Annotated in this window: 8 protein-coding genes and 1 pseudogene; 3 read left to right on the top strand and 6 right to left on the bottom strand. The window is 49.6% G+C overall.

Going from position 1 to position 8,715, the window contains the following annotated elements; genetic code table 11:
• Window positions 1-762: pseudogene (locus tag Q0340_RS10990) on the top strand (hypothetical protein); the annotation flags it as partial.
• Window positions 763-1,273: 511 nt separating this feature from the next.
• Here Q0340_RS10990 and mnmA read toward each other — a convergent pair.
• The 6 genes from mnmA to aroQ all read right to left on the bottom strand — a co-directional run bounded on the left by mnmA (window position 1,274) and on the right by aroQ (window position 6,245).
• Window positions 1,274-2,305, bottom strand: coding sequence for a tRNA 2-thiouridine(34) synthase MnmA (gene mnmA, locus Q0340_RS10985; protein ID WP_298083335.1), 1,032 nt, complete (start codon window positions 2,303-2,305; stop codon window positions 1,274-1,276).
• A complete protein-coding gene (locus tag Q0340_RS10980; protein WP_298083334.1) occupies window positions 2,302-2,907 on the bottom strand; it encodes a TIGR00730 family Rossman fold protein in 606 nt (201 codons plus the stop codon). Before Q0340_RS10980 ends, mnmA begins: the two co-directional genes overlap by 4 nt.
• A gap of 116 nt (window positions 2,908-3,023) precedes the next feature.
• Window positions 3,024-4,208 carry a hypothetical protein gene (locus Q0340_RS10975; protein WP_298083333.1) on the bottom strand — a complete coding sequence of 395 codons (1,185 nt, stop codon included), beginning with the start codon at window positions 4,206-4,208 and terminating at the stop codon, window positions 3,024-3,026.
• A complete protein-coding gene (gene folK, locus Q0340_RS10970; protein WP_298083332.1) occupies window positions 4,190-4,726 on the bottom strand; it encodes a 2-amino-4-hydroxy-6-hydroxymethyldihydropteridine diphosphokinase in 537 nt (178 codons plus the stop codon). Before folK ends, Q0340_RS10975 begins: the two co-directional genes overlap by 19 nt.
• Window positions 4,723-5,763 carry a M24 family metallopeptidase gene (locus Q0340_RS10965; protein WP_298083331.1) on the bottom strand — a complete coding sequence of 347 codons (1,041 nt, stop codon included), beginning with the start codon at window positions 5,761-5,763 and terminating at the stop codon, window positions 4,723-4,725. The genes folK and Q0340_RS10965 overlap by 4 nt, the downstream gene beginning before the upstream one ends.
• A 14-nt stretch (window positions 5,764-5,777) precedes the next feature.
• On the bottom strand, window positions 5,778-6,245 hold the full coding sequence (gene aroQ / locus Q0340_RS10960; protein WP_005869936.1) for a type II 3-dehydroquinate dehydratase: 468 nt from the start codon (window positions 6,243-6,245) through the stop codon (window positions 5,778-5,780).
• A 172-nt stretch (window positions 6,246-6,417) separates the two neighbouring features.
• Here aroQ and Q0340_RS10955 point away from each other — a divergent pair, with 172 nt between their 5' ends.
• Complete coding sequence (locus Q0340_RS10955) at window positions 6,418-7,635, top strand: metal-dependent hydrolase (protein WP_298083330.1); 1,218 nt, start codon at window positions 6,418-6,420, stop codon at window positions 7,633-7,635.
• Window positions 7,623-8,495, top strand: coding sequence for a signal peptide peptidase SppA (gene sppA / locus Q0340_RS10950; protein ID WP_298083329.1), 873 nt, complete (start codon window positions 7,623-7,625; stop codon window positions 8,493-8,495). Before Q0340_RS10955 ends, sppA begins: the two co-directional genes overlap by 13 nt.
• Window positions 8,496-8,715 lie beyond the last annotated feature (220 nt).

Below are 8,715 nucleotides of genomic sequence, written 5' to 3'. Positions count from 1 at the left end.
GCCGATGCCGCGAGCCTGCGCCAGATAGAGGGAAGCGATGGCAGAGCGAGCGACGTTTATGCCGCAGACGGCGCGAACGTGTATTTTAAAAACCTGCGCCTTGACGCGCGCGATAACGGCGGGCATTACGAACTTTTGAGGCAGTGGTTGGACTATTTTTTGTGGGATGCGAAAAGCGGCGACGTTTTTGCGAATGATTTAAAATTTGACCCCGCCTCCGCGCCCTATACTCCGCTAAATAGGCAGCTTGAGCACTCAAACCATCTACTTTTTGCAGCTTCCGGCGGCATCTATTATTTCGACGAGAACGACGGAAAGCAAAAGCGCGCGGCAGACAATCCCTTTGCGGGCGAGATCCGCGCGCTTAGCGGCAGCGTATTTCAAAGCGGCGAGCGGATATATTTTTTAGAAGGCGCCGAAGTTTGGGGCGGCGGCCGCAGCAGTCGTAGGCTGGTCGCTCGCAAAAGCGGGCTTTTCGCGCTCGAGCTGCCGCATGAGTGGCGCAGGGTCGGCGGCGTGCACGGCGGGCTATATGGCTGGGTCTATTCAAACGGCGGGCGATTTTTCTACTTTGACGATCTGGGCTCTTCGCAGCTGATAGATCGGTGCATTTATGAGATCAGGGATCTAGACTTGGTTGAAATTTTGCTTCAAAAAAGCGGCCTTGGCACGAGTAAAATTCGCGAGATGATAAAGAGCGGCGGGCTTGAGGCGGTGGACGGCGAGCTGCTTTTTGAGGTAAAGACGCGAGTGGAATTTTAGTCGCGATGGACATTACCTGGACGCTAGAAAGCGTTGCTAAATTTTAAAATTTGATTTTGCGTAAATTCATGAAATTTAAGCGGCACTGCGGGCTTTGGTTTAAATTTTATCGCAAATCGCCTTTAGAGCAAGTGCGCAAATTTCGTTTCGCGCCGTCGCGACGACGCGCGAAATATTTTATATCGGTCGCGATCTTTGCGTCACGGCGCGCTTTGATAAGACGTCGCCGTAAATTTTATTTTAGCGCCGCAACTTTCGTAAATTTCGCTAGCAGTGTAGGTAACACAGCGACAGAGCGTAAATTTAAAAGCCTCAATCGTAAGCTACGCGCATAAAATTTGCGCGCCGAGCTTACGGGATAAAATTTAACGGCTTGGATTCAAAAGTGTAAATCTCTTTTTCGATATGAAATTTAACAAAGCAAGCGCGAACCAAGCGGCGCGATCAAAGGACCGTTTTGCGAGCAGATGAGCCCCAAGCGGCGCCAAAAGCGAGCATCGGATGTGAAGCGCTATTGTATAAATCCGCTTGCCACTACGCGGTCGCGCTCGTCGTAAAAAACCGCGAGCTGTGCAGGAGCGATGCCCGCTGCGGGCGCGGACAGCACGGCATGCACGCCGCCGTCCTTGCGAGGCGAAATTTTAACGGGGAGTTTGGCGCTGCGGTAGCGGATCTTAACGCCGAGACCCGGTATATTTAAAATTTCATCCTTGCTTAAAAAGGCGTTAAAATTTTCGGTGTCAAACTCGTAGGTCGCCAGCTCCTCCTTGCCGCCCACGACGATCTCGTTTTTGTGCGGGTCGATGCTTAGCACGAAGTGCGGCTCATGCGCGCCGTGCACCGTAAAACCGCGGCGCTTGCCGATCGTGTAGTGCATATAGCCCTCGTGAGTGCCGATGGCGTTGCCCGCGCGGTCGCGCACGATGCCGGGCATTTTGGTGCCCGTATGACGGTTTAAAACGTCGATGTAGGTGGTGTCCACAAAGCAGATCTCGCTGCTTTCGCTCGCAGAAGCGATCTGGGAAAGTTCCTCATAGGCGCGTGCAGCCTCTTTGACATCCTTTTTATACATCCCCCCAAGCGGAAAGAGCATAAACTTAAGCGCGGCGGGATCGATGTTTGCTAAAAAATAGCTCTGATCTTTGCTAAGATCTGCGGCGGCTTTTAAAAGCCCGTCCTCAATGCGGACGTAATGCCCCGTAGCTAGGCGCTCAAAGCCCTGCTCGCGCGCAAATTCCAAAAGCTTGCCGAGCTTTATGCGGCGGTTACACAGAGCGCACGGATTTGGCGTAAGACCGCCTATATAAGCCTGCACGAAGGGCTCGTAAACGTCGCGATTAAAATCATCCTGCAGATCCAAAATGTGGATTTTTATACCCAAAAACTCGCCCACTTTGCGGACTTTGGCGATATTTGCCTCGTGATAGCCGGGCTTTGCGTGCAGCTTCATATAGCAGCCCTGCACCTCGTGCCCCGCGTCCTGCAGCAGCTTCGCGCACATCGAGCTATCCACGCCGCCGCTCATCGCGACTAAAATTTTCATTCGTTCTCCTTACGTCGCACATCCGTTAAAATTTCATCCACGCTGTCGCAGAGCTTAAAATTTTGCAGATCGCTTTCGTTTATCGCGCCAGATTTTAGCAGCGAAGTGTGGAAAAACTCCATTAGCGGCGCGTAAAATTCCTCGTCGTAAAGATAGATCCGTGCGCGTTTAAAGCCCGTCTGCACCAGCACTAAAATTTCAAAAAACTCATCCAGCGTCCCAAAGCCGCCAGGAAAGATGACGAAAATTTCGCTGTTTTCGATGAGAGCGCCTTTGCGCGGTGCAAATGCCGAAAATTTCGCCCCCTGCGTCAAAAAGCCGTTGCTTTTTTGCTCAAACGGCAGCATGATGTTAAAGCCCACGCTGTGCGTTCTTGCTCTCGCAAATGCGCCTCGGTTGGCGCCTTGCATAATGCCGCCACCGCCTCCGGTGATGATCGAGTATCCTAAATCGGCGAGTCCCTCGCAGAGCTTTTGCGCGTCTTTTACGTAGCGATTGTCCTCGCTAAAGCGCGCCGAGCCGAAGATCGTGGCGCTTTTGCCCACGTTTTTGAGATTGTCGCGGGCAATTTTGATGTCTTTTAAAATTTCTTTCAACTGCATGATTAATCTATCTTTTATGTATATTATTTAAAATTTTAGCTTTAAGAATAACATTAAATTTTTAAATTTAGCCTTAAAATAGCGAGTTGTATACTGTTTTAAAATTTCATCGTAAATCATACTAGGTTGCTAAGTTTTCGTAAGAATCCGCCGACGCCGCGGTAAGCGCTCATATCGATCGGCTCGCAGCCCTGTTTGCTTAAAAATCGCGAGACGCTCTGTCTAAGCGCGATGGTAGCGGGCGAAAACGGATAGTGCGAGTTAAAAAGCGCGCGATTTTGTGAGCAGACGGCTACTTGTTTGCAAAACGGCACAAAGCCTAGCAGTTTAAAGCCCAGCTCGCTTATATTGCGGTGCGCGACCGACTTTAGATTTTCGTAGATCATCACGGCATCATCCTCGCTCGCGGTGAAATTTAGCAAAAACAAAACCTCTTTTTTGCTCGCCCCAAGCGTCTTTAAAAGCGCGTAGGTATTGCTGATCGAGCAGGGTTCGTTCGCACACAGCACGATATTTTCGTCACCGATGCTCAAAAAATCTCCAAGATACTCAAGCCCCGCATCGATCAAAATAAAATCGAAGATTCCCGCCTCTTTCAGCTCACTTGCGAAGCGAGCGGGGCTTTCGTGAGCCTTTGCGTTTGCGGAATTTCCGGCTTCTTCGGGATTTGATGAGCGGGCGGAATTTTTCATTTCATCTTTACTCGCGGAATTTTGAGAATTCTCGTCATGGATTGAATTTTGCTTGGTGAAATCATCGCTTTTAAAATTCTCTAGGCTTTCTGATTCTGTAAAATTCCATCCATCTTCGCAATTTTGCGGTTTTTTGGCTGCACAATTCGTAGAATTTTTTGTGGCGTTTGCTATCGAATTTAAAGCGGTGGAATTTTCTGAGTTGTTTTTGCCATCAGAGTTCGTGAGTTTTTGCGCGTAATTGTGCGAGCCACCACTTTCGTTGCCCTCTCGATTTTGTGCGCTATCCGTAGAATTTTGAATGACGTAATCGTCCGCGCTAGAGCTTGCGTTTTTAATAGAATTTTGTGAGGATGCGTGATTTTGTGAAGCAAGCGCGGGCGAGACGAGAGTTAAATTTTGAGAAATTTTTACTGCGACGGCGCTTGGTAGCGAAATCCTCTTTCTTTGCAAAGCGTTTAAAATGATCTCTTGATTGTTTAAATTCGGCGCTTCTATGATCGCCGTGCGGTAGCCCTGCTCGCTTAGAATTTCGGCGAAATTTGCTACAATCACGCTCTTGCCGACTCCGCCCTTGGCGCTTAAAAAATTTACGATTTTAGTTTGCATATCAGTCCTCTTTTAAATTTCATCTCTCCAAGTGGCAAAATCACGCTTATGCGCTCGCAAACACCCGGATGCGGCAGCGCGAGCCGTTCGCAGGCACGCACCTTTGCGCTTGCGTATAAAATATCTACGTCCAGCGTGCGCGGCGCGTTTTTGAAGCTTCTTTTGCGCCCAAATCGTAGCTCTGCGCGCTGCATAATTTTAAGTAATGTAAGCGGCGGCAGAGAGCTTTGCACGAGCATTACGGCGTTTAAAAAATCGGGCTGATCTAAAAAGCCGAACGGCTTGTTTTTTAAGATCAAGGAATTTTGCGCTACGAAAAAGCGCGCATCGCTTTGCAAAACGCGATAAAATCGCTCGAAGCGTCGCCTGACATCTCCTAAATTTCCGCCGAGTCCAAGCAGGTATAAATTTTTAAAATTTCCGCGCTCGCGGCGCCTCATTGGAAAAACAGCGCTTTTTGCGACGCACAGCGCGTCCGTGCACCCGTAAAATCCGTTTTTCTTAAGTCGCACATTCATCGAATCTGCTCGCTTAAAATTTCGGCCCCGTTTTCGCGTACGACCACGACGTCCTCGATGCGCACGCCAAACTCGCCGGGCAAGTAAATCCCAGGCTCCACGCTAAAGACCATCCCCTCTTTTAGCACGGTATCTCCACGCTTTGAGATAAACGGAAGCTCGTGGATATCGACTCCCACGCCGTGTCCGGTGCTGTGGAAAAACGCTTCGCCGTAACCATGCTTCGCGATAAAATCCCTAGCCGCCGCGTCGATATAGCGCGCCTTTTTGCCGGGCATAACCGCCGCGATCGCAAGAGCTTGCGCCTCTTTTACGATCTCGTAAATTTCTTGCCGTTTGGCGTTTTTAAAATTTTGCTCCTTGCCGAAGTTAAAATTTTCGTCAAAGCACGCCGTGCGCGTCCTGTCAGAGCAGTAGCGGTTAAATTTAACCCCCGCGTCAAGCAGGAGCAAATCGCCCCGACGTAGCCGCTTTTTGCTCGGCAGAGCGTGCGCTTTAGCGGCGTTTTCGTTGATCGCGACGATAGGCGAAAAGCTAAGCGCGAGCTCGCCCTTTTTCTTAAAGATGAGCTCGGCGTTAAAAAACAGCTCCTCTTCGCTCATGCCTTCGCCCTCGGCGCGCACGAACGCGGCAAATTCGTCAAATCTTTCCGCGCCTAGCTGCGCCGCTTGTTTTAAAATTTTTATCTCGTCTTCCGATTTTATTATGCGCGAAATTTGCGAAAAATTCGCACGCGCCTTAAATCTTATCCCAAGCCCTTTGCTCAGCGCTTCCCACTCGCCCGCGCTAAAATCGTAGGGGTTATAGCTAAGCTCGCAAACGCCCATTTTTCGCAAAAACAGCCGCGCGTCTTTTATCAAATTTCGCTCGACCTCGATCACTTCGGTATCTTTGCAAAGCTCGCGCGCCTCGATGCTATAACGCGCATCGGTGAGGAAAAATTTGCGCCCCGCGAGGCTCAAAAATATCGCGTTGTCGCAGCTGTATCCGCACTCGTGGTAAACAGCATTTTCGTCCTTTAGGATAAAATTTTTCAAATTTAATCCCAAACTTATTTGGCTTTCTGCTCGGCTCTGGCTGCCTTGATCTGCTCAAAAATTTGAATCATTCCGATCATCGCCAGATGGTATCCCACGGGGCCAAATCCGATAATCTGACCCGCTGTTACGGGCGCTATTAGACTTTTTTGTCTAAGCTCCTCCCTACGAGCGATGTTTGAGATATGCACCTCGATCACGGGCAGACTGACTGCGGCGAGCGCATCGCGGATAGCGAGCGAAGTGTGCGTGTAGGCGGCGGGATTGATGATGATGCCGTCGCAGGTGCCGAAGCACTCTTGGATCTTATCGACGATCTCGCCTTCGAAATTACTCTGGAAAAACTCAATCTCGTTGCCGCTCTGATCGGCGACCGCCTTCATCTGTTTATGGATGTCCTCCATCTTCATAACCCCGTAAATAGCGGGCTCACGCATACCAAGCATATTGATATTTGGTCCTTGAATCACCATAATTTTCATTTTTGCGTCCTTGTTTTGAAATTTAAGCAAAAATTATAACCAAAGCGAGCTTATTTTTTACTATGGCGCCAAATTTGCCCGCTCAAGCCCAAGCGATAAAATTTTATCTCTAAATTTAGCGCGAAATAAAATTTTATGCTAAAATCACGCGCTGTTTTAAATAAGGAAAACGATGAGAATTTTAAGGGCGAAGTGGGTTCTTGTCTGCGATGAGAATTTTAAAATTTTAAAAGAGGGCGCGATCGTCTTTGATAAAAAGATAATCGAGGTCTGCACCTTTGCAAGCGCGGCGCGCAAATACCCACGAGCCGAAATTTTAGACTTTAGCGGCGACATAGCGATGCCTGCGTTTATAAATCCGCACGTGCATTTGGAATTTAGCGCAAACAAAGGCACGCTGCGTTACGGCGATTTTTTGGATTGGCTAGGCAGCGTCATTGCCTCAAGGCAGCAGCTGGACGCCGCGGCGCGCGGACGATTGATCTTAGAGCAGATCGCCGCGATGATGCGAAGCGGCGTGGGCACGATCGGCGAAATTTCAAGCTTCGGCGGCGAGGCTGAAGCTTGCGCGCAAAGCGGCATTAGAACCGTGTTTTTTAATGAAATTTTAGGCGCGAGCAAAGACGCTGCGGCGGAGAATATTTCTAAATTTAAAGATCGCTTTGAGCGCTCAAAGGCGCTTGCAAACTCGCTTTTTATCCCCGCCGTGTCGGTGCACTCGCCGTATTCGACGCACCCGCAGATTACGGAGTTTGCGACCAGGCTTGCCCGCGAAAACGGGCTTGCTATAAGCACGCATTTTATGGAGAGTGCTTACGAGTGGCAGTGGCTGCGCGCGGGTCGCGGCAAATTTAAAACCTGGCTTGCTAAATTTAACCCAACGCCCGCGCCTTTTTACTCGCCGCAGAGCTTTGTAGCGCATTTTAGCGGGCTTCGCACGCTTTTTACGCATTGCGTGTGGGTGGATGATTTTAGCATCTTTGATCCGAAGCTCCACTCGATCACGCACTGCGCGCGCTCCAACCGCCTGCTTAGCAAAAAGCGGCTGAGCTTCAAAAAGCTGCTCGCAAGCGGGCTTAATTACAACATCGCTACTGACGGGCTTAGCTCGAATTTTAGCCTAAGCTTTTTAGACGAGCTGCGTGCAAATTTAATGATGCACGACGAGCTGGGCTTGGCAGAACTGGCGCGAGCGCTGATTTTAGGCGCGACGAGAAACGCTGCTGCGGCACTAGGTCTAAATTTAGGCGAGCTGAGAGCCGGCAAACTCGCCGATATCGCCGTTTTTGAAGGCATTGAGTGCGACGAAGCTCAGCTGCCGCTACAGCTCATTTTGCAGAGCAAAAACGTAAAATCACTTTTTATCGAAGGAATGAAATGCAATTTCTAAAAAACATCTTTGCGCCGATCGGCGCCGTGCTCGGGTTTATCAACAAATACTTTAAATCCCTGATTTTTCTGCTTATTTTGTTTTTGATTTTTGCAGGCGGCGAAAGCGCGCAACAAAAGGGCGCGAATCTCGCTCAGCTTTCGCTAAGCGGCGCGATAATGGACGATAGCGAAATTTTAGAAAAGATCGAAACTCTGAAAAACGACGAGGCGATTAAGGGAGTACTTCTGCTGATCGACAGCCCCGGCGGCGCGCTAAGCCCGAGCGTGGAAATTTCGCTGGCTATCAAATCACTAAACTCGCGCAAGCCGGTCATTGCTTACGCTAAGGGCACGATGGCGAGCGGCAGCTACCTAGGCGGCGTGTGGGCTAGTAAAATTTATGCAAATCCGGGCAGCTTCATCGGCTCTATTGGCGTGATTATGCAGGGCTTAGATGTGAGCGAAGCGGCCGCTAAACTAGGCTTTGCCGAACAGATCGTCAAAGCGGGCGAGCTCAAAGAGGCGGGAACGATGATGCGAAAATGGAGCGACGCGGAGCGCGCGAGCTTGCAGGCTCTGGTGGATGAGAGCTACGAGCTGTTTACGCGCGAGGTAGCGCAGGCGCGCTCGCTGGATCTTAGAAAGCGCGATACATGGGCGAATGCGCGAGTATTTTTAGCCAGCGGCGCCAAAGCTGCGGGCCTCATCGACGAGGTGGGCTCTTTGGAGGACGCTAAAAGCGCGCTCGTAAAGGCTAGCGGCGTAGCAGATCCGATCTGGCAGGAGCCTTCGGCGTATGAAAAGATGATGGATAAGCTGGCAAATAAAAGCGAGAGCTTGGTGCGCGGAGCCTTCGGCGCGAAGCTGATGGCGTATTAGAATTTTAGAAATTTTAAATTACGAGGGAATTTTAAGAGTAGAATTTTGTATGCGAAAGCTACGCTGGGTTCGATTTCTTTTAAATTTCCTCGCTTTTTCATTCGGTCTTTTCTTTAAAATTTTATCTTTTTTGTGAATTTTTTCTTCGTTTAAGAACTCCTCATTTTTCTCTTGCGTATTCAGCCCCCTTTAAGCATCGCTTTTGTATAATTACAATTCT

The organism is uncultured Campylobacter sp. (genome assembly GCF_938045595.1).
Lineage (GTDB): Bacteria > Campylobacterota > Campylobacteria > Campylobacterales > Campylobacteraceae > Campylobacter_B.
This window is presented reverse-complemented; position numbering and strand designations above follow the sequence as displayed.

Coding starts and splice junctions, on each gene's coding strand:
- Q0340_RS10955 (WP_298083330.1), top strand. CDS start 6,418: ATGAGAATTTTAAGGGCGAAGTGGGTTCTTGTCTGCGATGAGAATTTT.
- folK (WP_298083332.1), bottom strand. CDS start 4,726: ATGAATGTGCGACTTAAGAAAAACGGATTTTACGGGTGCACGGACGCG.
- sppA (WP_298083329.1), top strand. CDS start 7,623: ATGCAATTTCTAAAAAACATCTTTGCGCCGATCGGCGCCGTGCTCGGG.
- Q0340_RS10980 (WP_298083334.1), bottom strand. CDS start 2,907: ATGCAGTTGAAAGAAATTTTAAAAGACATCAAAATTGCCCGCGACAAT.
- Q0340_RS10975 (WP_298083333.1), bottom strand. CDS start 4,208: ATGCAAACTAAAATCGTAAATTTTTTAAGCGCCAAGGGCGGAGTCGGC.
- aroQ (WP_005869936.1), bottom strand. CDS start 6,245: ATGAAAATTATGGTGATTCAAGGACCAAATATCAATATGCTTGGTATG.
- mnmA (WP_298083335.1), bottom strand. CDS start 2,305: ATGAAAATTTTAGTCGCGATGAGCGGCGGCGTGGATAGCTCGATGTGC.